Origin of the sequence: Halomonas litopenaei, from assembly GCF_003045775.1 — a bacterium.
In the GTDB taxonomy this organism is placed as follows: Bacteria; Pseudomonadota; Gammaproteobacteria; order Pseudomonadales; family Halomonadaceae; genus Halomonas; species Halomonas litopenaei.
In genome coordinates this window covers 271,798-293,286 of sequence record NZ_PXNS01000004.1, presented here as the reverse complement: position 1 = coordinate 293,286, position 21,489 = coordinate 271,798, and the positions used below count along the sequence as shown (strand labels likewise).

Annotated in this window: 23 protein-coding genes; 3 read left to right on the top strand and 20 right to left on the bottom strand. The window is 66.2% G+C overall.

Annotated elements, in window-relative coordinates:
• Window positions 1-4 precede the first annotated feature (4 nt).
• The 18 genes from bcsQ to flgB form a co-directional block, all read right to left on the bottom strand.
• Window positions 5-781, bottom strand: a complete 777-nt coding sequence (gene bcsQ / locus C6W88_RS07860; protein WP_045994298.1) for a cellulose biosynthesis protein BcsQ — start codon at window positions 779-781, stop codon at window positions 5-7.
• Window positions 778-1,320, bottom strand: coding sequence for a cellulose biosynthesis protein BcsO (locus tag C6W88_RS07855; protein WP_108132061.1), 543 nt, complete (start codon window positions 1,318-1,320; stop codon window positions 778-780). Before C6W88_RS07855 ends, bcsQ begins: the two co-directional genes overlap by 4 nt.
• A 438-nt stretch (window positions 1,321-1,758) precedes the next feature.
• Entirely contained in the window at window positions 1,759-2,586 is an 828-nt protein-coding gene (gene cysQ, locus C6W88_RS07850; protein ID WP_231498576.1) for a 3'(2'),5'-bisphosphate nucleotidase CysQ, read from the bottom strand.
• A gap of 164 nt (window positions 2,587-2,750) precedes the next feature.
• The gene (locus C6W88_RS07845) at window positions 2,751-4,058 is read right to left on the bottom strand and encodes an arsenic transporter (protein ID WP_108132060.1); all 1,308 of its coding nucleotides are present in this window, start codon (window positions 4,056-4,058) and stop codon (window positions 2,751-2,753) included.
• A 13-nt stretch (window positions 4,059-4,071) separates the two neighbouring features.
• The gene (gene arsH / locus C6W88_RS07840) at window positions 4,072-4,800 is read right to left on the bottom strand and encodes an arsenical resistance protein ArsH (protein ID WP_108132059.1); all 729 of its coding nucleotides are present in this window, start codon (window positions 4,798-4,800) and stop codon (window positions 4,072-4,074) included.
• On the bottom strand, window positions 4,797-5,222 hold the full coding sequence (arsC, locus tag C6W88_RS07835; protein ID WP_108132058.1) for an arsenate reductase (glutaredoxin): 426 nt from the start codon (window positions 5,220-5,222) through the stop codon (window positions 4,797-4,799). The genes arsH and arsC overlap by 4 nt, the downstream gene beginning before the upstream one ends.
• Window positions 5,223-5,265: 43 nt before the next feature.
• The gene (locus tag C6W88_RS07830; protein WP_108132057.1) at window positions 5,266-5,628 is read right to left on the bottom strand and encodes an ArsR/SmtB family transcription factor; all 363 of its coding nucleotides are present in this window, start codon (window positions 5,626-5,628) and stop codon (window positions 5,266-5,268) included.
• Window positions 5,629-5,824: 196 nt separating this feature from the next.
• On the bottom strand, window positions 5,825-7,057 hold the full coding sequence (flgL, locus tag C6W88_RS07825) for a flagellar hook-associated protein FlgL (protein WP_108132056.1): 1,233 nt from the start codon (window positions 7,055-7,057) through the stop codon (window positions 5,825-5,827).
• A 12-nt stretch (window positions 7,058-7,069) separates the two neighbouring features.
• Window positions 7,070-8,713, bottom strand: coding sequence for a flagellar hook-associated protein FlgK (gene flgK, locus C6W88_RS07820; RefSeq protein WP_108132055.1), 1,644 nt, complete (start codon window positions 8,711-8,713; stop codon window positions 7,070-7,072).
• A 237-nt stretch (window positions 8,714-8,950) separates the two neighbouring features.
• Window positions 8,951-10,051, bottom strand: a complete 1,101-nt coding sequence (gene flgJ, locus C6W88_RS07815; RefSeq protein ID WP_231498589.1) for a flagellar assembly peptidoglycan hydrolase FlgJ — start codon at window positions 10,049-10,051, stop codon at window positions 8,951-8,953.
• A 158-nt stretch (window positions 10,052-10,209) separates the two neighbouring features.
• Window positions 10,210-11,301: a flagellar basal body P-ring protein FlgI gene (locus C6W88_RS07810; protein ID WP_274601887.1), complete on the bottom strand. Its 1,092-nt coding sequence runs from the start codon at window positions 11,299-11,301 to the stop codon at window positions 10,210-10,212.
• 58 nt (window positions 11,302-11,359) lie between these two features.
• The gene (locus C6W88_RS07805) at window positions 11,360-12,082 is read right to left on the bottom strand and encodes a flagellar basal body L-ring protein FlgH (RefSeq protein ID WP_108132052.1); all 723 of its coding nucleotides are present in this window, start codon (window positions 12,080-12,082) and stop codon (window positions 11,360-11,362) included.
• Window positions 12,083-12,178: 96 nt separating this feature from the next.
• Complete coding sequence (gene flgG, locus C6W88_RS07800; RefSeq protein WP_045992588.1) at window positions 12,179-12,961, bottom strand: flagellar basal-body rod protein FlgG; 783 nt, start codon at window positions 12,959-12,961, stop codon at window positions 12,179-12,181.
• Window positions 12,962-13,034: 73 nt separating this feature from the next.
• A complete protein-coding gene (gene flgF, locus C6W88_RS07795; protein ID WP_045992587.1) occupies window positions 13,035-13,790 on the bottom strand; it encodes a flagellar basal-body rod protein FlgF in 756 nt (251 codons plus the stop codon).
• Window positions 13,791-13,849: 59 nt separating this feature from the next.
• Window positions 13,850-15,106: a flagellar hook protein FlgE gene (gene flgE, locus C6W88_RS07790; RefSeq protein WP_108132051.1), complete on the bottom strand. Its 1,257-nt coding sequence runs from the start codon at window positions 15,104-15,106 to the stop codon at window positions 13,850-13,852.
• 56 nt (window positions 15,107-15,162) lie between these two features.
• Window positions 15,163-15,858, bottom strand: coding sequence for a flagellar hook assembly protein FlgD (flgD, locus tag C6W88_RS07785; RefSeq protein ID WP_108132050.1), 696 nt, complete (start codon window positions 15,856-15,858; stop codon window positions 15,163-15,165).
• A 4-nt stretch (window positions 15,859-15,862) separates the two neighbouring features.
• The gene (gene flgC / locus C6W88_RS07780) at window positions 15,863-16,267 is read right to left on the bottom strand and encodes a flagellar basal body rod protein FlgC (RefSeq protein ID WP_045992584.1); all 405 of its coding nucleotides are present in this window, start codon (window positions 16,265-16,267) and stop codon (window positions 15,863-15,865) included.
• A gap of 39 nt (window positions 16,268-16,306) precedes the next feature.
• The gene (gene flgB, locus C6W88_RS07775) at window positions 16,307-16,723 is read right to left on the bottom strand and encodes a flagellar basal body rod protein FlgB (RefSeq protein ID WP_108132049.1); all 417 of its coding nucleotides are present in this window, start codon (window positions 16,721-16,723) and stop codon (window positions 16,307-16,309) included.
• Window positions 16,724-16,953: 230 nt separating this feature from the next.
• On the opposite strand from flgB, the gene flgA reads away from it, so the two are divergent.
• From flgA to flgN, 3 genes are all read left to right on the top strand, one after another.
• Window positions 16,954-17,727 carry a flagellar basal body P-ring formation chaperone FlgA gene (gene flgA / locus C6W88_RS07770; protein WP_181248612.1) on the top strand — a complete coding sequence of 258 codons (774 nt, stop codon included), beginning with the start codon at window positions 16,954-16,956 and terminating at the stop codon, window positions 17,725-17,727.
• A 169-nt stretch (window positions 17,728-17,896) separates the two neighbouring features.
• Window positions 17,897-18,202 carry a flagellar biosynthesis anti-sigma factor FlgM gene (flgM, locus tag C6W88_RS07765; protein ID WP_108132047.1) on the top strand — a complete coding sequence of 102 codons (306 nt, stop codon included), beginning with the start codon at window positions 17,897-17,899 and terminating at the stop codon, window positions 18,200-18,202.
• Window positions 18,199-18,648, top strand: a complete 450-nt coding sequence (gene flgN, locus C6W88_RS07760) for a flagellar protein FlgN (protein ID WP_045994752.1) — start codon at window positions 18,199-18,201, stop codon at window positions 18,646-18,648. The genes flgM and flgN overlap by 4 nt, the downstream gene beginning before the upstream one ends.
• A 141-nt stretch (window positions 18,649-18,789) precedes the next feature.
• Here the strand turns inward: flgN and C6W88_RS07755 are convergent, their stop codons facing one another.
• Window positions 18,790-20,607: a GGDEF domain-containing phosphodiesterase gene (locus tag C6W88_RS07755; RefSeq protein ID WP_181248613.1), complete on the bottom strand. Its 1,818-nt coding sequence runs from the start codon at window positions 20,605-20,607 to the stop codon at window positions 18,790-18,792.
• Between the two features lie 133 nt (window positions 20,608-20,740).
• Complete coding sequence (locus tag C6W88_RS07750; protein ID WP_108132045.1) at window positions 20,741-21,487, bottom strand: SDR family NAD(P)-dependent oxidoreductase; 747 nt, start codon at window positions 21,485-21,487, stop codon at window positions 20,741-20,743.
• Between the last annotated feature and the right edge of the window lie 2 nt (window positions 21,488-21,489).

The window sequence follows — 21,489 nt, the reverse complement described above, 5'->3', positions numbered from 1 at the left end:
CATCCTATAGCGCCGGGGCGACCACCCCATGGGACTGGAGTGAGGGGAGCAGACGACTGACGCTGCGGGCCAGGGTGTCGATATCGTGGGCCGCCGCCGAGGCTGGCGCGTAGTCGAAGATCGACTGCTCACAGGCCAGCGCCTCGGGAATCGCCTCGTCACGATGCACGTTGCCGAGCAACGGACTGCCCAGACGATCCTGCAGGAAGTCGGCCACGTCGCTGGAAAGCCTGCGGCGTCGATCCACCTGATTGATGATGTAATAGGGTCTGACACCAGGCCCCATGAAGTCGCCGCCTTCGATACGCGGCAACACCGACAGCGAGGCACTGTCGGCCAGCAGCACCGCCACCTGGATGGCATCGGCAGCGCCCATGGCGGTTAGGCTCGGCGACGGCCCAGGCGGTAGATCCGCCAGCACCACACAGCGTGGCTCGTTCAGCAGAGGCCCCAGACGCTGGGCCACCGCTTCGGGGTGCGCGCTGAGCCAGGACTCGAACGCCAGGCGCTGGGCGTCGCTGACCTCGCCATAGGGCAACAGCTCGATACCGCTGGCACTGGGCACCAGCAGGCGTCGCCAGTCATCGATCTCCACGGCCTGGGCGACAAAACCTCGCCCCTCGCCGAATCCCAGCCCGAAGTGCAATCGCAGAGCGTTCTGCACGTCGAAGTCGATGACCACCACCCGGTGCCCGAGGCGCTTGAGGGCGTGAGCCAGATTGGCGGTCAGCGTTGTCTTGCCGACGCCGCCCTTGGGCGACGACAGGGAAACCAGATTCATTGAGAGATTCGTTTGAGCAGAGGTTTCAGCGGCGTTTCCTTGCCGATAGCGGCCTCGGACGACGCCTTGTCCGGGGCACTGCGAAACAGATGGCCAAAGCGCCCGGCAGGCGGCACACGTGCCTCCCCCGGAGGCGAGGCCTCACCCACGCTCAAGGCGTTGGTGGCAGGCGCCTGGTGCTCGACCCGCCGCCCAGCGGGTGGTTCGCTGCGCTCAGCGACGGCCGAGGGGGCGGGCCGGGCGGCAGGACCAGAGGCAGGCTCAGGTGCCGGGGCTGCGGGAAGCTTTTCCAGCGTCGCCCAGGCCTTCCCCTTGCGCGCAGGGGCCACCTCGGCTGCCGTTTGCAAGGGCTCTAGGCGAGCACCTGGCTCGGCGCGTGACGGCCTGTCACCAGGATCGACGTCGTGGCCCGAGAGCTGGCCAAGCAGCCCCCAGCGTGGCTGCCCCGCCTCCTCATTGGTGCGACCAAACGCCTGGTAGCCTGCGGTATCGGAACCGGTCTTGCGCAGGAAATCCTGGATATCGTCCGAGGCACTCATCTTCCGTCTCCAACGAGCCAAGGCACGCATCTCCCATGCCTGGTCCGTCACGGCACCGGCAAGAGAGAATGCGGGAAAGACGCTTCAACCAAAGAAGCACATGTCGACCAAAGAGGCATATTACTACCACTTTTGTGCCGCTACCGCAGCAAGCGATCTCTCAACGCGCCTTGCGACAATTGCCTGATTCCTCGTCACTTCTCAAGCATAGCCACGCCAGAGCCTACCTTCAGGCGGGCCAACGGCCGCGCCTCCAGCAAGCAAAAACTCAGAAAAATGAGTGAGAAACCTATGGGGCCAGGACAGCCAGGGATAGCGTACCGCCAAGGGCCACAGCCCTCGGGACACCTGAAGCCACAGAAAGAAAACGCCCTATGTGGCAAAAAAGGCCGATCCGAGCCACGGCCCGGATCGGCATAAAATTCTAGATCACAAACACTACTGTGCCAGGGCAGCAACCAATGCCTGCTCCCAGCGCGCGTCGCGCTGGCCACACACGACAAAGAACGGATTGAGCAACGACTCACCACGATTGCAGCGCAGCGGCTCAAGGGTCTCTGCGTCCAGCACCTGTCCACCGGCGGCGGTGACCACCGCCTGGGCAGCGGCGGTGTCCCATTCACAGGTCGGTGCCAGGCGCGGGTAGAGATCGGCCTTGCCCTCCGCCACCAGGCACAGCTTCAGCGAGCTACCCATCGAGGTGCACTCGGTGGCCGGCAAGCGTGCACAGAAAGCCTCGAAGGCCTCGGCACCGTGGCGGCGGCTACCCACCACCACCCAGGGGGCCTCGGCAGGGTCCGGCAGTTCACGCGCATGGATCGGCTGGCGCGACTCGCCCTCGGATCGCCAGGCGCCATTGTCCTGTTCACCGAACCAGGTCACCCCCAGCACCGGCGCGTGGACCACCCCGAGCACCGGGACGCCATGCTCGATCAGCGCCACATTGAGGGTGAATTCACCGTTGCGATTGACGAACTCCTTGGTGCCATCCAGCGGGTCCACCAGCCAATAGCACGACCAGCCAAGACGTGTCTCGGTCGCGATCTCGCCGGATTCCTCGGACAGCACCGGCAACTCCGGCGTCAGTCGTCCCAGCAGCGCCACCAGGGCGTGGTGGGCGGCCAGATCGGCCTCGGTCAATGGGCTATTGTCGTCCTTGTGCTCGACCTCGAAGTCGCGCTGATAGATCTCGAGCACCAGTCGACCGGCCTCTTCCACGCCGGCGACCAGGGCATCCTTGTGTTCACTGCTCAGAGAAACGGGCACGCAAGACTCCTTGATATAAGGCCCGATCGGAGTCGACACGACGGGCCGATACACAGTACCGGGAAGGCCAGGTCTTCCCGGAAATCGATGGTGCCAAGCTTAGCGTGAGTGGCGTATCGAGCGCAGGGCTGCAAGCGGATCGGCACGGGTCCGACGCCGCACCCTCAGGACGATACCAGCGGCAGCCACAACCATAGCGCCAGCAGCGCGGCCAGCAGTACCGGCGGGGTCAACTTGAGCCCGACCTTCATGTACTGGCCCCAGCTGATGTGGGTGCCCTTTTCCGCCAGCACGTGCAACCACAGCAGGGTGGCCAGGCTACCGATGGGGGTGAACTTGGGCCCGAGGTCGTTGCCGATGACGTTGGCGTAGATCATCAGCTCCCGGGTCAGGTCGCCGACCTGGGCCTGGTCGATGGCGAGTGCCCCCACCAGGGTGGAGGGCATATTGTTCATGATCGAGGCCAGCAGCGCCGAGGCCACCCCGGTACCCAGCGTCGCCACCAGGGTGCCCTGCTGGCCGAGCCAGGTCAGCAGGGCGCTGGCATCCTCGGTCAGCCAGGCGTTGCCGAGCCCGTAGACCACCAGATACATGCCTACCGAGAACAGCACGATCTGCCAGGGCGCGCCCTTGAACACCCGCGACAGCGAGATCACCGTGCTGCCCCCGGCCTGGTGCCAGCGACCGGCCAGGGCGACCAGCACCAGCGCCGCGCTGCCGGTCACCAGCGCCACCGGCACGCCCAGCGGCGCGGTGACGAAGAACGCTACCAGCAGCGTCGCCAGCACCGGGAAGGCGGCGCGGAACACCAACGGGTCGCGGATGGCATGGCTCGGCGCCTCGAGGCGTTCGACGTCGTACTGCTCCGGTATATCGCTGCGAAACATCCAGGTCAGCACCAAGAGGGTCGCCGCCAGCGAGACCAGATCCACCGGCACCATCACCATGGCGTAGTGGTTGAACGAGATATCGAAGAAGTTGGCGCTGACGATATTGACCAGGTTGGAGATGATCAGCGGCAGACTGGTGGAGTCGGCAACGAAGCCGGTGGCGATGATGAAGGCCAGCGACGACTGAGGCGAGAACTTCAGGCGCAGCAGGATCGCCATGACGATGGGAGTCAGCAGCAGCGCGGCCCCGTCATTGGCGAAGAAGGCCGCGATCACCGCCCCCAGCAGCACGATCAGCGGAAACAGGCGACGTCCGTTGCCACCGCCCCAGCGCGCCACGTGCAGCGCCGCCCAGGAGAAGAACCCGGCCTCGTCGAGGATCAAGGAGATCAGGATCAGGGCGACGAAGGTGAAGGTCGCGTCCCAAACGATGTCCCACACCACCAGCACATCGGGCAATTGCACCACCCCGACGGCCAGGGCCACCGCGGCGCCCCCCAGGGCGCTGGTACCGATACCGAGGCCCTTTGGCTGCCAGATCACCAGCACCAGGGTCACGACGAAGATGGCGAATGCCAGCATGGAAAACTCCCTGTCAGAGACTGTCCTGATTGACCCGCGAAGACACCTGCTCGGCGCTTTCGACCCGCTCGGAGTAACGCTGGGTCAGGTAACCGTCACGGCCACGGTTGAGCCAGGTGAACTTCATCAGCTCCTCGCACACGTCGACCACGCGCAGATACAGCGGGGACAAGCGCATCCGGCCCGCCTCGTTGAACTCGTTGAAGGCCTTGGGCACCGACGATTGATTGGGGATGGTCAACATGCGCATCCAGCGTCCCAGCTGGCGCATCTGGTTCACCGTATTGAAGCTCTGGCTGCCACCACACACCTGCATCAGCGCCAGGGTCTTGCCCTGGGTCGGGCGAACCCCGCCGAGTGACAGCGGAATCCAGTCGATCTGGGCCTTCATCACCGCCGTCATCGCACCGTGGCGCTCGGGGCTGACCCACAGCATGCCCTCGGCCCAGCTCGCCAGATCGCGCAGCTCGGCGACCTTGGGGTGGTCGGCCTCGGCGCCATCGGGCAGCGGCAGCCCCTGGGGCGAGAAGGTACGCACCTCGGCGCCGAAGGCCGCGAGCAAGCACCCGGCCTCCTCGGCCAGCAGCCGCGAGTAAGAGCGCTCGCGCAGCGAGCCGTACAGCACCAGGATGCGAGGTGCATGGCGTGGCGCGCTGGGCGGGGCCAGCTCGTCCACGGCGATGGGCCGCCACAGCTCCGGGTCGATGTTGGGCAGGTCCTTGAGCAGGGTATCGGGGGTCATGTGCGGTTTGCCTCCAGCGTGACGGTTTCGCCGTCTTCCTTGGTGAAGCTGTCGCCCTCGATGGCCGACAGCGGCGCCTCGACCAGCGCCAGTACCCGCTCGGAGGGACGACACAGCGCCGCTCCCCTGGCGGTCACCACGATGGGTCGGTTGATCAGGATGGGGTGAGCCATCATGGCGTCGATCAATGCCTCGTCGTCGAGGCGGTCATCGTCGAGGCCCAGCTCATCGTAGGGCGTGCCCTTCTGGCGCAGCAGTGCCCTGGGCGTGATGCCCATGGCCTCGATCAGCTCGACCAGCCGCTCGCGGCTGGGCGGTGTCTTCAGGTATTCGATGACCTCGGGCGATTCGCCAGAGGCCTCGAGCATGGCCAGCACGTTGCGCGAGGTGCCGCAGGCCGGGTTGTGGTAGATCAGCGTCATGGGGGCTCCGGGAGGCGCTCTTGGCTGTCGTGGCTGTCGTGGCTCAGCAGGTCCTGGTGTCGTCACCGGTGCCGGGGCCCAGCAGGTCGGCCAGGGGGTTGCACACCTCCGGCCGGCTGGCGCAGCAGTCGCGCACCAGAAAGTCGAGGGTGGCCACCATGTGCGCCAGGTCCGCCCGATAGACGATGGAGCGGCTTTCCCGGCGCTGGCTGACCAGCCCCGCCCGGCTGAGCACGCCAAGGTGGGCCGACAGGGTGTTGTGGGGCACCTCCAGGCGGCGGGCCAGCTCGCCGGCAGGCAGGCCTTCGGGCTCGTGGCGCACCAGCAGGCGAAAGGCAGCGAGCCGGGTAGGCTGAGACAGTGCAGCGAAGGTGTCGAGGGTCGGTTGCAGATCGTCTTTGTCCATATGTCCGGAATTATGGACATATTGATGTGCGGGTCAAGTACTTCTTGATCCAGGGCATCTCACTTGCCGTCACCCTGGCCAAGAACGACAAAGCGGCGACGTCCAGCAAGGACGCGCCGCTTTTTGGTTGAGGGGGCTGTCACACGACGACGATCGAGTCGTGCTACCTGCACGCTATACCAGCGCTACATCGACCCTACATATAGTTGAACAGCGACAGGTCGCGAATGCCGATAAAGGCCTGCTGGGCGGCCTGCATGCCCACCTGACGCATGCTGTACTCGGAGATCGCCTGGTTGTAGTCCAGGTCGACCAGGTCCGACATGGTCTGGGCGTAGTTGAGTTCGCGGTTGCCGCTGACCGAGTCGATGACGTCCAGCTCGTTGAGCCGCGCGCCGACCGAGGCCCGCTTGGTCAACACGTTGTCGAGGCTGGCGTCCAGCTCGCGCATGGCGCCGTTCAGGGTGTTATGCAGCGTCGCCTGCTTTGCGGGGGTGTCGGCGGGGGCTTCCAGCACCGCCAGCACCTTCTCGAAGGTGGTGAAGACGTTGGTGTTCATGGTGTCGGCGGGGCCGAAGGTCACGCTGTCATCGGTCGCAGGCGCGCCTTCAAGCTCCAGGCGCAGGCCACCCACCTCGACGCTGGTGCCTTCGGGGTCGTAGGGCTGATCTTCCAGGGCCGCACCGGCGCTGACCCAATTGCCGCTGTCGTCCTCGACCATGACGCTGTAGGTGGGAGCGTCGTCGGTACCACCGAACTCCACCTGGTAGCGCTTGCCGTAGCCGGCGTCGCTGTTGTCGACCACATCGGGGCCGGCAAAGGTCAGCCTGCCGCTGTTGTCACCCTGCTCGGCCACGTAGCCCGCGCCGCTGGGCACGCTGGTGAAGATGTCGGCGCCGGTATCCCCCACCGACATCAGTCGCGAGGCGTCCACCTGCTGCTCGCGGACCTTGTCGGCGCCCACGTACTCGATGCCGTTGCCGCTGTCGGTGAAGGGCTCGGCGCCATCGGCGTAGCCACCGAACAGGTAGCGACCGTTGCCGTCGGTGGCGTTGGCCTGACCGATCAGCGTCTCGTAGACGCCGCGCAGTTCACTGGCGATGGACTGCCGGTCGGCATCGCTCAGGGTGTCGTTGGAGGCCTGGATCACCAGCGCCTTGGCGCTGGCCAGTGCGTCGCTTGCGCTGTTGAGCACGCTTTCTTCCTGGGACAGGGCGTTGCGCGCGCTGACCCGGGCGTCGGTGTACTGCTGGGTCACCGCCTGGGCCTGGCTGACCGCCACCGCCCGGGACGCCGCCTGGGGGTCATCGGAGGGATTGACCACCCGCTTGCCGCTGGCGAGCTGCTGGCTCAGGTGAAGGAACTCGGACTGCTGACGGTTAAGCGAGCTGACGCTCTGGTCGTACATGGTGACGGTGCTGATACGCATGCTCTGCTCTCCTTAGCCGCGCAGTCCGAGGATGGTGTCGACCACCGAGGTGGCGGTGTCGATGACCTTGGCGTTGGCCTGGTAGTACTGCTGGTAGCGGATCAGATTGGCCGCCTCTTCATCCAGGTTGACCCCGGACTCGGACAGCTTCACCGCGCTCAACTGCTCGGTCAGCCCCTGCTGGGCCGCCAGATTGACCTGCACCACGTTGGTACGGTTACCCACGTCTCCGACCAGCGAGGCGTAGGCCTGGCTCAGGGTGGCACTGCCGCCCACGCTCATCTCGTCCTGCAGCCCCTGCAGGGCCAGGGCGTTCTCGTTGTCGCCGCTAGCGCCGGTTTCCCCGGCGGCGGCGATCTTGTCGGGATCGCTGATGGCGGTATCGAAGCCACCCGCGGCGCGGCGCACCGGCTGCACCTCGAAGCGATCGCCGTCGGCCAAGGCGCTGGGGTCATCGATGCCGAGCGTCACGCCGCCAAAGGTCAGGGTGTTCTCGGTGGCGTCGAAGCTCGCGTCCACCGCCTCGCCGGTGTCCTTGCGGGTGACCTCGAAGGTCGGCGGCGAGGCCGAAGCGTCGCTGACCTTGACCTCGTAGTCGGCCGCCTCGAGGTCTTCGATCTTGTCGATGTTGAAGCTCGCGGTGACCGTGGCGCCGCCGCTGTTGGCGTCGTTGGCAAAGACCCGCGGTTCGCCGATGTCGAACATGTCGCCACCGCTATTGCCATCCAGATCGTAGCCATCGGCGTGCTGTTTATTGAAGGCCACCGCCATGGACACCGCCAGCTGGCCGATCTGGTTCTGGGTGCGATCCAGGGTCTCGGAGCGGAACTGGATCAGCCCGCCGAGCGAGCCGCCCTGCAAGCTGTCCTCATCGAGTCGCTGCAGGCCGCCGCCGGGGTCCTGGTAGCCCACCACCACCCGCTGGGGATCGCTGGCCGAGGCCACCGCCTTCAACTGGTAGGACTCGGTGCCGGCCACCAGCGGCTGTCCGCCGGGCAGGCTGACCCGATAGGAGGAACCGTCCTGCACCGTCAATTCCACCCCGATACGCTCGCTCATCTCGGTGACCAGCTGGTCACGCTGGTTGAGCAGCGCGTTGGGGGCCTCGCCGGTCTTGGCCTTGGCCAGGGAAATCTCGCGGTTGAGCGAGGCCAGCTGCTCGCTCTGGTTGTTGATCTGGGTGATCTCGTCGCGGATCTGGCTGTTGATACCGTCCTGCATGTCCTGCAGGTAGCTGTCGAAGGCGCGGAACTGGGCGCTCAGGGTGTCCGCCGCGCCCAGCACGCCCTGACGGGCGGCAGGGTCCGAGGGGGCCGAGGCCAGGTCTTCCAACGACGAGAAGAAGTTCTGCATCAGCGGTGCCAGACCGGCGTCCTGATCGGCCAGCAGGCTGTCGATCTGGTTGATCTGGGTCTGGTAGGCGTCCAGCGCCGAGCTTGAGCTCACCGCACCATTGAGCTGGTCGGCCACGTACTGGTTGAACTGACGCTCGATGTCGTTGACCTGGACGCCCTGGGTCCCGCCGCTGCCCTCGCCCAGCACCGTGATCTCGCGGTTGTAGCCCGGTGTATAGACGTTGCTGATGTTGTTGCTGGTGGTGGTCAGGGCGTTCTGGGCGGCATTCAGGCCGCTCAAGCCGATGGAGAACATGCTCATGGTGGAATTCCTTTCGCCGATAGCCTGTTTATCGGCCGAATGGCCGCTGGCTTGAGAGCCTCGGTACCGCAAAAACCATTAATTTTCCGGGCGACTAGGCGCTGTCCGAAAAGTCGACGAGCGAAGGTTAGACAAGGCAAAAATCGGTGAGAAAGCGCAGTTTACGGGGTGTAAATGAGCATTTTGATCCGATTTTTAACGCCGTATTACCGAGCGCAGGCACTTTTCAGACAAGCCCTAGAAGACCTGGGTGGGGTTGGCGCTTATATCCGCCCTGGCCAGCCAGTCGCTGCCACGCTCACCCGCGGTGGCACCCGCATCCACCTTCTTGGCGGCTTCTGCTGGCGATGCGCCGACACTAGCGGGTCGAGCCTCGCCGGCCGCCACGCGGGTGGCGCCTGCGCCGTCACCGATCGGGCCGAAGGTGTGCATCACCGCGATCAGCTTGGCGGCGTAGGCCGGGTCGGTGGCGTAGCCGCCCCGCTGTAGCGCGTGGGCCGCGGCCTCGGCGTCCGGCGCGGTGGTGACCTCGGCGTAGCGGGAGTTGTTGCTGATCAGCCTGGCGTAGTCGGTGAAGGCTTCCTCGAACGAGCCGTAGACCCGGAAGTCATCGCGAATACGCTGGCGCTGGCCGTCTTCCACCTCATGGGTGGTAATACGGGTGGTGGGGCCGTCCCAACTGCTGCCGGCCTTGATGCCGAACAGGTTGTGACTGTTGTTGCCGTCGGCGGTGGCGATCTCGTGGCGGCCCCAGCCGGTCTCCAGCGCCGCCTGGGCCAGGATCAATTCCGCCGGCACGCCGGAGGCGCGGCTGGCGGCCTGGGCCGGGGCGGCCAGCTTGTCGAGGAAGGCCTGGACGTGGGCCGGGGTGTCGCGGGCCTCGCGCCCGCTGATGCGCTCTTCGGCCTGGGCGGTGGTCATGCCCTGGCTGACGGCGCCCAGCTCGTCGAGGAAGTTGGTCGGCGCCTCGACCTCGCTGTCTGCCGGCGCGTCCGCTCTCAGGGCGTTGGACAGCGGACGCGGCGTGCCACGGGGAATGCCCGCAATCAGTGCCTCGACATCCTTGGCCTGGCTGGCCTCGGGGCCACGTAGCTGGGCCATGAGCTGGTCGGCCAGGCCGATGCCGCGGCTGGCCATGGTCTGGGACCACTGCTGGTCGAGCAGCGTCTGGTAGAACTGGGTCTGCTTCGAGTCGGTCAGGCCAGAAGAGGGCACGGCGTCGCGCATGCTCTTCATCATCATGTTGATGAACATCGCCTCGAACTGGCGCGCCGCCTCCGCCGCCGCCGCCGGGTCCTGCTGGCGGGCGCTGGTCTTGAGTCGCGCCAGCCCCTGCATGTCCAGCGCGAAGCCGGCCTGGCCGACGCTGCCGGTGGCCCGGCTGGCGCCGGACAGGGCAGAACCCGAGAGTCCTGTTGTGGGCCCCGACGCCAGCCCTGTCATGGGCCCCGAAGCCAGCCCTGTCATGGGCCCAGATGAAAGATCAGAGATAGCCATCAGATGATCTCCAGCTCGGCTCTGAGCGATCCCGCAGCCTTGAGCGCCTCGAGGATCGACATCAGGTCGTTGGGGGTCGCGCCGAGGGCGTTGAGGGCGTCCACCACGTCGAGCAGATTGGCGCCTTCGACCACCTGCAGGGTGCCCTGGCCCTCGTCGATGGTGATATCGGAGTCCGGTACCACCGTGGTCTCGCCGCCACGGCTGAAGGGCGCCGGCTGGCTGACGCCGAAGGCGGTGTCGATGACGATGGACAGGTTGCCGTGGGCCACGGCGGCGCGCTTGAGCGTCACGCTGCCGTTGAGCACGATGGAGCCGGTGCGCGAATTCAGCACCACCTTGGCCCGGGCCGGCATCGGGGTGACGTCGACGTTCTCGACACGGGCCATGAAGTTGACCCGGGAGTTGGCGTTGGTCGGCCCGTTCAGGGCGATGACCCCGCCGTTTCTGGCCGAGGCCACCGGGTAGTCGAAGGTGTCGTTGATCGCCCGGACCACGCGCTCGGCAGTACCGAAGTCGGCCTGGTTGAGCTGCAGCTCCAGCACGCCGTCACGGCTGCCCAGCGCCAGCGGTACCGTCTGCTCGACCATGGCACCGCCGGCGATGCGCCCGGCGGCCTGATGGCTGATCTGCACGCTGGAGCCGGCGGACTCGGCGCCGGCACCGTTGATCAACAGGTTGCCCTGGGCCAGGGCGTAGACGTCGCCGTCGGCGCCCTTCAATGGCGTCATCAACAGGGTGCCGCCGCGCAGGCTGCGGGCATTACCGATGGAAGACACCACCACGTCGAGGCGCTGGCCGGGCTGGGCGAACGGCGGAAGGTCCGCGGTGACCATCACCGCCGCCACGTTGCGCAACTGCATGTTGGTGCCCGGCGGCACGGTGATGCCGAGCTGGGACAGCATGTTGTTGAGACTCTGGCCGGTAAACGGCGCCTGCATGGTCTGGTCACCGGAGCCGTCCAGGCCCACCACCAGGCCGTAGCCCACCAGCTGGTTGTCGCGCACCCCGGCGAAGCTTGCCAGGTCGCGGACCTTCTCGGCACGGGCCAGGTGGGAGAAGGCCGACAGCGCGATCAGCAGCACCAGCATCAGGCTGCCGAGGGTCAGGGTGGGGCGACGGGAGACAGGGTTTCTCATGATGCTCGGCCTAGAAGGGGGAAACGTTCAGGAAGAACCGCTGCATCCAGCCCATGTGCTGCGCCTCGTTGATGTAGCCGTTGCCCACGTACTCGATGCGCGCATCGGCCACCGCCGTGGACGGCACGGTGTTCTGGGTGGTGATGAAACGCGGATTGACCACCCCGCCGAAGCGGATGAACTCGGTGCCCTGGTTGATCGCGATCTGCTTCTCGCCGCGCACCCTGAGGTTGCCGTTGTTCATCACCTCGATCACCGAGACGGTAATGGTGCCGGTAAAGGAGTTGTTGGCCTCGGAGCCACCGCCGCCCTCGAAATCTGTATCGCCGTCGATCTCGAAGCCGTAGTCCATCAGTTCCTCCAGGCCTTCCGGCACCTGGGAGAAGGTCAGGCTGGAGCCGCCGTCACGGTCGGCGTTGGAGCGGGAGTTCTTGCTGGCGCTGACCTCTTCGTCCAGCACGATGGTCAGGATGTCGCCGACGCTGCGCGGACGACGATCCTCGAACAGCGGCTGGTAGCCCCGGGCCTTCTGGAAGATCGAACCATTGGCCACCGGCAGCGGCCGATCGGGGATCTCGATCTGCTCCTGCTCGCCCACCACCGAGGCGTGGGGAATCTGGGCGCAGCCGGCAAGCGTCAGCAGCACCAGGGCCAGCGCCAGCGTCGCCAGGCGCAGCACGGCGTGAATACCACCGTATGGCGCGCCAGATGATGAGGTCGTGTCAGGGTGCATGGCCGTCTCCAGTGCCACCGCAGAATTTATTATCAGAGTCGTGACTAGGCGCTACCCGAAAAGGGTCGATGAGCGCAGGCACTTTTCAGACAAGCCCTAGAGTTGTGCCAGGCGCGCCAGCATCTCATCGCTGGTCTGCACCGCCTTGGAGTTGATCTCGTAGGCACGCTGGGTCTGGATCATGCTGACCATCTCCTCCACCACGTTGACGTTGGAGGTCTCCACATAGCCCTGCAGCAGTCGGCCGGCGCCGTTCATGCCCGGCATCAGTTCGTTGCGCGGTCCTGATGAGCTGGTCTCGAGGTACAGGTTGCCGCCGATGGACTGAAGGCCGGTGGCGTTGACGAAGGTGGAGATGGTGATCTGACCCACCTCGTCGGACTCGCTGGTGCCGGGCTGGGTTACCGAGACCACGCCGTCCTCGCCGATGTCCACCGACAGGGCGTTGTCGGGGATGATGATGGCCGGCTCCAGCGGATAGCCGTTGGCGGTGACCATCTGGCCGTTCTCGTCGAGCTGGAAGCTGCCGTCGCGGGTGAAGGCGGTGGTGCCGTCGGGCATCAGCACCTGGAAGAAGCCCTTGCCGTTGATCGCCAGATCACGCGAGTTCTCGGTGGCCTCGAGCCCACCCTGGGTGTGTAGGCGCTCGGTGGCCACCGGACGCACGCCGGAACCGATCTGCATGCCCGAGGGCAGCCGGTCCTGGACGTTGTTCTGGGCACCGGGCTGGCGCATGTTCTGGTACAGAAGGTCCTCGAACACCGCCCGGGACTGCTTGAAGCCGTTGGTCGAGACGTTGGCCAGGTTGTTGGAAATCACGTCCAGCTGGACCTGCTGGGATTCGAGTCCGGTCTTGGCCGTCCACAGCGACTTGATCATGGTTCTTCTCTCCCTCGGTCAGGAGGCTCCCCTGACCGCTCAATAATTCGGCCCTGGCCGTCGGTTGAAGGGGTCAGCCGTTCAACGACAGCAGGCTGTTGGCCTTCTGGGCGTTCTCGTCGGCGGTACTGATCATCTTGGTCTGCAGCTCGTAGCGCCGCGCCACATCGATCATCGCCACCATGGACTCCACCGGATTGACATTGCTGCCCTCCAGCGCCCCGCTGACCACCCGTACCTGGTCGGAGGCCGCCAGCGCAGCAGGCTCGCCATTCTCTCCGATGGAGCGAAACAGACCGTCGCCGCCACGGGTCAGCTCGCCAGGCTGCGGCTCGACCAGCTTGAGCCGGCCGATCTCGGCCAGGGCGTCGGGGTCCTGGCCCATGCCGATCGCACTGATGGTGCCGTCGGCACCGAGGAACAGCTCGGCCTCCAGCGGCACCTGGATCGGCCCACCCTCGCCGATCACCGGGCGCCCCACCGAGGTCAGCAGGCCGTTGCCGTCCACCTGCAGGTCGCCGCGACGGGTATAGGCCTCGCTGCCGTCGTCGCTTTCCACCGCGAAGAAGCCGTCACCGTCGATGGCCACGTCCAGGGTGCGACCGGTACGGGTGATGGCTCCGGGGGAAAAGTCCGCCCCCGGGGTCGAGGCAGCGGTGGACACCCGGGTGTCGAGACGCGCCTCGCCCTCGACCGGCACCGCGCGCATGGCGTGAAGCTGGGCCCGGAAGCCGGTGGTCGAGGCGTTGGCCAGGTTGTGGCTGACCACCGACTGCTGCTCCATGGTCTGGCGTGCGCCGCTCATGGCGGTGTAGAGCATGCGATCCATCTACGACTCCCCTGAAAGGTGTGAATGACCACTGCCCGGGGCAGCGGCCGGCGTGGTCATCAGCGCAGGTTGATGGCGGTCTGCAGCACTTCGTCCTGGGTCTTGATGGTCTGCGAATTGGCCTGGTAGGCGCGCTGGGTGACGATCATGCTGACCAGCTCCTTGGCCATGTCGACGTTGGAGGTCTCGATGGCGCCGGACTGGATCCCGCCCAGCAGGCCGGTACCCGGGGCACCGACCAGCTCCTGGCCGGAGGCGTCGGTGGCGGCCCAGGTGTTGTCACCGGCGGGTGACAGGCCCTCGGGGTTGCGGAAGCTGGCCAGGGCGATCTGGCCGGCCGGGCGGGTCTGCTCGTTGGAGTAGCTGCGCACTACGGTGCCGTCACTGTCGATGCTGATGCCGACCAGGGCGCCGGAGGTGTAGCCGTTCTGGTTGAGTGCGGTGGTGCTGGCGTTATTGCCGAACTGGGTGGAGCCGGAGATATCGAAGTCCAGCGTCATGTCATTGGCAGCGCCATTGAAGTAGTCGGCCGAGGCAAAGGTGACCGGAAACTTGCCATCAGCAGGGGTGACCAGTTGACCATTGGTGTCAAACTCCATGGAGAGGGTCTGCGCTGCGACAGGTGTCGCGGTCTCGTCCATCAACACCTTGCCATCCATCGCCATGGTGCCGGTCCATGTCTTCGCGTCCGTCTTCTGGTAGTAGACGGTGACATTGCGCGGGTTACCCAGCGAGTCGTAGGCGGTGAAGTTGTTGGAGTAGTGGTAATCGACCGGGACACTGGCGGAGCCGTCGGAGCCCGCCAGGGTGACGCTGTTGAGGTCTTCGCCGACGACCTTGCGCGAGTCCAGGTTGAAGGTGGTGGACACCTCGGTGGTGGCGCTGGCCGGCATCTCGTCGGCCTCGATCTGCAGTACCTCGGGCTGGCCGCCCACCTGGACCGCACCGGCGGCGTTGACGCCGTAACCCATGATGCGCGCGCCCTGGGCGTTCTGCAGGTAGCCGTCCGGGGTCATGGTCAACTGGCCGTTGCGGCTGTAGACCACCTGGCCGTTCTGTTCCATGCGGAAGAAGCCGTCGCCGCTGATGCCCAGATCCAGCGGCCGGTTGGTGGACTCCAGGTTGCCGCCGCTGAAGTCCTGCAGCACGGTGGAGACCTTGGTGCCCAGGCCGATCTGGGAGTTGGCGAAGACGTCGGCGAACTGCGCACTACCGCTCTTGTAGCCCACGGTCTGGGAGTTGGCGATATTGTTGCCCAGCACGTCCAGGCTATCGGCGGCGGCGTTCAGACCACTCAGCGCTTGTGAAAAACCCATGTCACTCTCCTTATACGTTTCCCTGCGTCGATGACCCGACGGTCATCCTGCGTTCGCTACAGAATCTGGCGGATATCGCTCAGCGCCACCTGCCCGTAGACGGCACCCAGATCGAGTTGCACCTGGCCGCTGTCATCCGCCGGGGACACCCCGCCGACCTGGGCGTAGTTGAGCGCGGTCACCGCAAGCTCCTCGCCCTCGACACCGGTGGCCTCGATGCTGACGTGATAGGCACCTTCGGGGGCCGCCACGCCTTCACCTGTCATGCCGTCCCACTGGAACGACTCGGTCCCGGCGGAGGCCGGGCCCAGGTTGTAGCTGTTGATGACCTCGCCGGACTCGTTGGTGATGGTCACCTTGACCTCGGCGGCGGGGCTTTCCAGCTCGACGCCAAAGGGCGTGGAGACCGGCGCGCCTTCATCGTTGTGGGCCATGACGATGCGATCCCCCGGCACCAGCACGCCCTTGCCGATCAGCCGGGTGGCCTGCAACGCCTGGCCGGCGTTGATCTGGCCGGTGATCGACGACATGGTCTCGTTGAGAGACTCGATGCCGGACACGGTGTTGATCTGGGCCAACTGCGAGGTCATCTCGCTGTTGTCCATGGGGTTGAGCGGATCCTGGTTCTGCAGCTGGGTCACCAGCATGGTCATGAAGTTGTCGCCGAGCTCGTCGGACGCCTGCTTGGAGCTGGCCTGAGCGGTGGCGGCGTTGACCGATTGGTAAACGCTTGCATCGATGGTGTTGGCCATGGGATCAGCCCTCGCCCAGGGTCAGGGTCTTGAGCATCAGCTGCTTGCTGGTGTTCATGACCTCGACGTTGGCTTGATAGGAGCGGGAGGCGGAGATCATGTTGACCATCTCGCCCACCGGGTCGACGTTGGGCATCGCCACGTAGCCGGCGTCATCGGCCAGCGGGTGCTCGGGACGATACTCCTGGCGCAGCGGCGAGGGGTCCTCGACCACCTCGCGCACACCGACACCGCCGATGCCGTCGCTGGCGGCACGGGACTCGAACACCGCCTGGCGGGCGCGGTAGGCCTCGCCGTCGGGGCCGGCCACGCTGTCGGCGTTGGCCATGTTGCTGGCGGTGACGTTCATGCGCTGGGCCTGGGCTGACATCGCCGAGGCGGAGATATCGAAGATCGAAAACATCGACATGGGGCGCTCTCCCTGCTTGGAAACTGAGATGGACCGGGCTTACTGCTCGGGCTGCATGGCCTGCTTGAGGCCCTGGATGCGACTGTTGAGGATCGTCAGCGCGGCCTGGTAACGCACCGAGTTGTCGGTGAAGGCGGCCCGCTCGCGGTCCATGTCCACGGTGTTGCCGTCGAGGCTGGCCTGCTCCGGTACGCGGTACTTGAGCTCGCTGCCGCCAAGCGACATCGCCTGGCCATGACCCGACAGGTGGTGACTGGACGTCCGCGCCAGGGCCAGACCAGGCTGATTCGCCCCCTTGGTCGCGGCTTCCAGGGCCTGGGAAAAGTCCATGTCGCGTGCCTTGTAGCCGGGGGTATCGGCATTGGCGATATTGCTGGCCAGGACCTTCTGGCGTTCCTGTCTAAGCGACAGGGCCTGCTGGTGAAAAGCGAGCGAGGCCTCGAGCTGATCGATCATCCCGGTGCGCTCCGTAAGCAAGGGAACAAAGAGACAAGGGGTTCGACGATGAAGAATACCCAGGCCCCTGTCTGCACAAAGCCGTGAACAGCCCCCATTACCACGCCCATTTCAGACCATGCGTCGATGCCGGCTTCTCTACACTGGTGTGCCATGGCCCTTGAATGGCCAGGAAAGCGCCCTTCAAACGGCCCCGGGCGCTAAAGATCGCACCGACCACCGGTATCCCGATGTCTCGATCCTCATCTCTTGTACAAGCCACTGCTTCCCTGTCCTGGGTCATCGCCCGGGCGGCGCTGGTGCTGTGTGTCAGTACGGGTTTTGCCGCCAGCACCGCCCAGGCCAGCGGCCAGGCGGTCGATGACGGCGGTGTCGATGCGGGCACCGGGGAAGCGCTGACACGGGTAGAGAGCTTTCTGTTCGAGCAGGCCCTGGCCGACGGCGCCCGGCCGGGCGATCTGGAGATTCAGGTATTCCCGCCGGCGGCGAGCCTGGCCGACTGCCGCCAGCCCGAACCCTTCCTGCCCCGGGCGGGGAGCCGACTGGCCGGACGCGTCTCGGTGGGGCTTCGCTGCGAGGGAGAGCGTCATCGCAGCCGCTATCTGCAGGCCGAGATCACCCGGCTAGGCGAGCGCCTGGTGGCGGCGCGGGACATCGCCCCCGGCGAGCGCCTGAGCGCGGACATGCTGACCAGCGAGCGCTTCGACGTAAGCCGACTGCCGTCCCAGGCGCTGACTGACCCACAGGCGGCCATCGGTCAGATCGCCCGACGCGGGATTCGCCAGGGTCAGGCGCTGTCGGCCCATCAGCTGACATCACCCAAGCTGGTGCGACGCGGCGAGCAGGTCGCGGTGGAAGCCAGTGGCCGGGGCTTTCGCATCAGCCGCCAGGGCGAGGCGCTGGAGGCCGGCGGCCTCGGCGATATCGTGCGGGTAAGGGTGGATCGGCGCCAGATCCTCGACGCCCGGGTGGTGGAACGCGGCCGGCTGGCGGTAACCTACTAGGACATTGATGAAAAGTGCCTGCGCTCGGTAATACGGCGTTAAAAACCGGCTGGTGCGCCAGACCTAAAGTTCTTGTTCTTGCGGCCGATGATGTACATAGACGCAGACATTCGGATCAACGGCGACAGCCAGCGCCTGGTCCCATCGCCATTCTCGTGAGGCCTTGCCCGTGAAGATCGATTCGCAACATCCTCTGACCCGCCCCGCCCAAAGCAAGGGGCCGCAGCAGAGCGACAAGCTCCAGCAAAGCGAGACACAAAAAACCGCTGGCGCCGGTGTCGAAGCCGGTGCCCAGGCCCACCTGAGCCGCCCGGCGGCGGACACCAGCCAGGACATCGACAGCGCCCGGGTCGAACAGATTCGTGACGCCATCCGCGAGGGACGCCTGGAAATCCATCCCGAACGCATCGCCGACGGCCTGATCGACAGCGTCCGCGACATGCTCGGCGATGGCTCAGAGGGCTCGCAGTCGTGAGTCTGGCCCGACTGCTCGACCAGCAGCGTGAGCGACTCGCCGAGCTGCTGGCCCTGCTGGGCGAGGAACAGGAGTGCCTGGTTCAGGGCCAGGTCGACAGCGAGGCGCTGGTGGCGCTCGCCGGCCAGAAGTCCGAGATCCAGCAAAGGCTTGCCGAGACGGAAGCGCGCCGCCATCAGGTGCAGTGCCGACTGGGCTACCCCGATGACCGCGAGGGCACCCTGCAAGCCGCCCGTGACGCCGGCTGCGAAGCCGCCTGGCAGGCCACCATGGCACTCGCCAGGGAAGTCTCCCGCGCCAATCTGCGCTGTGGCGAACTGCTGGCCCTGCGCATGGAGCACAACCAGCGCATGCTCGACCAGATCCACCGCATCGCCAACGCCAGCGTCTACCAGCCCGACGGCCGCACCCGGCTGCAGCCCTCTCGGCTCAACGTCTCGGCCTGATTTCCTGGTTCAAGGTCTTGGCTCGCAGCTTGGGCTCGCCGCTTGGACTCTCGACATCGGGCCTGACGCCTCCTCTCGGAAACACCTGCCCGGCTCTGCCACCTTGGCGGCACCGCCACCTTGGCGGCATCAATGGCTGGCTCAGATCGCTATCGCGGGATGCGCGCCGGAGGCCGCCCAGCCCACCAGGGCCTCGCTTTCCAGCGGCGCACCGACAAGACGCCCCTGAATCCGGACAAGCCCCAGCGCCTTGATGGTATCGAGCTGTTCGGCGGTCTCGACCCCGACCGCCACCGCGACGAACTCCAGCGCCTCGAGGCAGCGCATCAGCGCCGCCACGCTCTGGCGCATGCTGGTGGAGGGATCGGCCAGGGTCTTGAGGGTCTCCGGCCCCAGCTTGCCCAGGGTCACCGGCAGCGAGGCCATGCCGAACAGGTCCACCGGGGAGCGGCCCAGCCCATCGACGCCGAGCCGCACGCCCAAAGCGACGATACGCCTTAACAGGTGGGACTGGCGGTGGCCCACCTCGAACAACCCCGCGCCATCCACCTCCAGGCACAACCAGTCGAGGCACTCGTGGCGATAGTGGCCGCCCGCCTCCTTCTGGGCACCCGCCTCCCCCTTTGCGCCAGACTCGCATAGCTGGCGCAGGTAGAGATCCAGGGCGCGGCCATCGAAGCCGTCCTGATCCAGCAGGCAATGGTGAATGTTCACCGAGATATCCCAGTCACCCAGCTCGGAGCCGGCCTCGCGCCAGCGCCTGCGCTGGGCCATGACTTCCTTGAGCACCCAGCGATCTAGCCGGTCGACCAACTGCATTTCGGCGGCGAGTGCGACAAATTCCCCCGGCGCTACCTCGCCACGCTGGGGATGGCGCCAGCGCACCAGCGCCTCGAGCCCGCAGCAGCGCCGGGTGAGCAGATCGAACTGGGGCTGATACACCAGATAGAGCTGCTGATCGGGGAACATCAGCGCTTCCTGCAGCTCGTGACGGAAGCGCTGCTGGCGCTCCATCAGACGCTGCAGGCTGCCGTCGTAAAAGGCGAAACCACCCGGTACGGCCTCTTCCAGCGCCTTTTCGGCGTGGGCCAGCAGCTCTCCGGTTTCCTCGCCATCTTCCGGGCACAGGACGATGCCGATACGCGGCTCGATCAGGGCGGGCTGATAGCCGGACAGGGTAAAGGGCGGTTCCAGCGCCTCGAGGCAGCGGTCGGCCACCAGTTGCAGGGTCTCCGGCGTGACGGGGTGCTCGAGCAGCACCCCCCAGCGTTCGCGATCAACTTGCACCACGCTGTCTTCCCGGCGCAGCACGTTGACCAGTCGGCGTCCGGCCCGGCGCGACACCCGCGACGCCATTTCGCCACCATGGTCCACCAGGATGCGCGACAGGCCGTGTAGCTCGACCAGCATCACGCCCAGGCGCTGGCCCAGACGGTCGGCACGATCGAAGGCGTGGGACAGGCGGTCCTCGAAGATCCAGGTACTGGCCACGTTGCCGATATCGGCATGGCGGCGATCCAGTACCGCGTCGGCGTCAGCGTCGAGATCGACGAAGGTGACCAGCCACATCAGCGGATCGGTGCCGCTGTCCAGAGACGCATCGGCGCCTCGGTCGAAGGCCACGCAGGACATCAGCCCCAGCCGAGCGCTGGCGCTGTCATCCACCGCAAGCCAGGCCTGCTGCCAGTCCTCGCCGGGTGACAGGGTATGGTAGCTGCCCCGCTCCCCCAGCAGATTGACGAAGGGGCGAAACAGCTCGTTGAGATTGCGGCCCTGCAGCTCGCCACCGGTGGGACAGGCCAGCTCCGTCAGCCCGGTGTTGGCCCAGACCAGGCGGTCGTTGGCATCGATCAGCGCCAACCCCACCGGGGCGCGGTCCAGCACCAGCCCCGCCACCACCGAGGGGTGGTGGGCAACCTTGCCGGCGGAGGCCGCCTGCAACAGCGACGTCGGGCCCAAACCCGCTGATCGATCCTTAGCCATGAGCCCTGCCCAGATAGAGGTAAGCGGTGCGCATTACCTAATATAACCACTATCGGCGAGGCCGGCGTACTCTTGAGGACCGAGATGAACGGTTTTTACATGAACAGGGCTAGCGCGGACGCAGGCGCAGGGCGTCCATGCCACCGTCCACCGGCAGACAGACCCCCACCGTCGAGCGATTGGCGGGATCGGCCAGATAGGCCACCGCCTGGGCCACCTCGGCGGCGGCGACCAGCCGTCCGTGGGGCTGGCGGGCCTCCAGCGCGGCACGCTCGGCCTCGGGGTCAGGCGCCTGCGCAAGCAAGCGGCCGATCCAGGGGGTATCCGCGGTGCCGGGCGAGACACAGTTGACCCGAATGCCCTGTTGCAGGTGATCGGCCGCCATGGCTCTGGTCAAGGCCAGCACGGCGCCCTTGGTCGCCGAGTACAGGGCCCTTTGCTGAATCCCCGCGGTGGCGGCGATGGACGCCATATTGACGATGGCGGCGGCGTCCGACTCGCGCAGATGAGGCAGCGCCGCCCGAGACACCCGCGCCATGCCGGCGACGTTGACCTCCCAGGCACGCGCCCACTCCTCATCCGGGTTGCCCGCGACATCGCCCTGGGCGCCGATGCCTGCGTTGTTGACCACGATATCGATACGCCCCAACGCACTGGCGACCGCCGCCACCGCACGCTCTACCTGCTCGCTGCTGGCGACATCGCACGCTTCCCAGTGGTGTTGATTGGCGGGATCTTCGCGATCCAGCACGGCGACGCGGGCGCCTTCAGCGGCCAGGCAGTCGGCGATCGCCGCGCCGATGCCCGAGGCGCCGCCGGTGACGATGGCCACCCGTCCTTCGAATCGAGCTGTCATGG

Bases quoted from the DNA above. Each gene is read 5' to 3' on its own strand.
- bcsQ (WP_045994298.1), bottom strand. From the start codon at position 781: ATGAATCTGGTTTCCCTGTCGTCGCCCAAGGGCGGCGTCGGCAAGACA.
- C6W88_RS07855 (WP_108132061.1), bottom strand. From the start codon at position 1,320: ATGAGTGCCTCGGACGATATCCAGGATTTCCTGCGCAAGACCGGTTCC.
- C6W88_RS07845 (WP_108132060.1), bottom strand. From the start codon at position 4,058: ATGCTGGCATTCGCCATCTTCGTCGTGACCCTGGTGCTGGTGATCTGG.
- arsH (WP_108132059.1), bottom strand. From the start codon at position 4,800: ATGACCCCCGATACCCTGCTCAAGGACCTGCCCAACATCGACCCGGAG.
- arsC (WP_108132058.1), bottom strand. From the start codon at position 5,222: ATGACGCTGATCTACCACAACCCGGCCTGCGGCACCTCGCGCAACGTG.
- C6W88_RS07830 (WP_108132057.1), bottom strand. From the start codon at position 5,628: ATGGACAAAGACGATCTGCAACCGACCCTCGACACCTTCGCTGCACTG.
- flgL (WP_108132056.1), bottom strand. From the start codon at position 7,057: ATGCGTATCAGCACCGTCACCATGTACGACCAGAGCGTCAGCTCGCTT.
- flgK (WP_108132055.1), bottom strand. From the start codon at position 8,713: ATGAGCATGTTCTCCATCGGCTTGAGCGGCCTGAATGCCGCCCAGAAC.
- flgJ (WP_231498589.1), bottom strand. From the start codon at position 10,051: ATGCAGGGGCTGGCGCGACTCAAGACCAGCGCCCGCCAGCAGGACCCG.
- C6W88_RS07810 (WP_274601887.1), bottom strand. From the start codon at position 11,301: ATGCTGGTGCTGCTGATCGCGCTGTCGGCCTTCTCCCACCTGGCCCGT.
- C6W88_RS07805 (WP_108132052.1), bottom strand. From the start codon at position 12,082: ATGCACCCTGACACGACCTCATCATCTGGCGCGCCATACGGTGGTATT.
- flgG (WP_045992588.1), bottom strand. From the start codon at position 12,961: ATGATCAAGTCGCTGTGGACGGCCAAGACCGGACTCGAATCCCAGCAG.
- flgF (WP_045992587.1), bottom strand. From the start codon at position 13,790: ATGGATCGCATGCTCTACACCGCCATGAGCGGCGCACGCCAGACCATG.
- flgE (WP_108132051.1), bottom strand. From the start codon at position 15,106: ATGGGTTTTTCACAAGCGCTGAGTGGTCTGAACGCCGCCGCCGATAGC.
- flgD (WP_108132050.1), bottom strand. From the start codon at position 15,858: ATGGCCAACACCATCGATGCAAGCGTTTACCAATCGGTCAACGCCGCC.
- flgC (WP_045992584.1), bottom strand. From the start codon at position 16,267: ATGTCGATGTTTTCGATCTTCGATATCTCCGCCTCGGCGATGTCAGCC.
- flgB (WP_108132049.1), bottom strand. From the start codon at position 16,723: ATGATCGATCAGCTCGAGGCCTCGCTCGCTTTTCACCAGCAGGCCCTG.
- flgA (WP_181248612.1), top strand. From the start codon at position 16,954: ATGTCTCGATCCTCATCTCTTGTACAAGCCACTGCTTCCCTGTCCTGG.
- C6W88_RS07750 (WP_108132045.1), bottom strand. From the start codon at position 21,487: ATGACAGCTCGATTCGAAGGACGGGTGGCCATCGTCACCGGCGGCGCC.